This is a genomic window from Actinomadura sp. RB99 (assembly GCF_014706005.1).
Taxonomy (GTDB): Bacteria; Actinomycetota; Actinomycetes; order Streptosporangiales; family Streptosporangiaceae; genus Spirillospora.
Map to the genome: position 1 here is coordinate 1 of NZ_JABMCA010000196.1, position 729 is coordinate 729.

At 59.4% G+C, this 729-nt stretch carries 1 rRNA gene; it reads left to right on the plus strand.

The annotated features are described in order from the left end of the window. Positions 1 to 729, plus strand: a 23S ribosomal RNA gene (locus amrb99_RS49530); the annotation flags it as partial.

Sequence of the window (729 nt, forward strand, 5' to 3'; positions counted from 1 at the left end):
GGACCTTCACTACAGCTTGGCATTGGCGTTTGGAACGGTTTGTGTAGGATAGGTGGGAGACTGTGAAGCCCGCACGCCAGTGTGGGTGGAGTCATTGGTGAAATACCACTCTGGTCGTTTTGAGCGTCTAACCCGCGCCCGTGTATCCGGGTGGGGGACAGTGCCTGGTGGGTAGTTTAACTGGGGCGGTTGCCTCCCAAAGAGTAACGGAGGCGCCCAAAGGTTCCCTCAGCCTGGTTGGCAATCAGGTGGCGAGTGCAAGGGCACAAGGGAGCTTGACTGTGAGACGGACGTGTCGAGCAGGTGCGAAAGCAGGGCCTAGTGATCCGGCACCTACGTGTGGAAGTGGTGTCGCTCAACGGCTAAAAGGTACCCCGGGGATAACAGGCTGATCTTCCCCAAGAGTCCATATCGACGGGATGGTTTGGCACCTCGATGTCGGCTCGTCGCATCCTGGGGCTGGAGTAGGTCCCAAGGGTTGGGCTGTTCGCCCATTAAAGCGGCACGCGAGCTGGGTTTAGAACGTCGCGAGACAGTTCGGTCCCTATCCGCTGCGCGCGTAGGAGAATTGAGAGGGTCTGTCCCTAGTACGAGAGGACCGGGACGGACGAACCTCTGGTGTGCCAGTTGTCCCGCCAGGGGCACGGCTGGTTGGCTACGTTCGGTCGGGATAACCGCTGAAAGCATCTAAGCGGGAAGCCTTCCTCGAGATGAGTTCTCCCTCCCCTC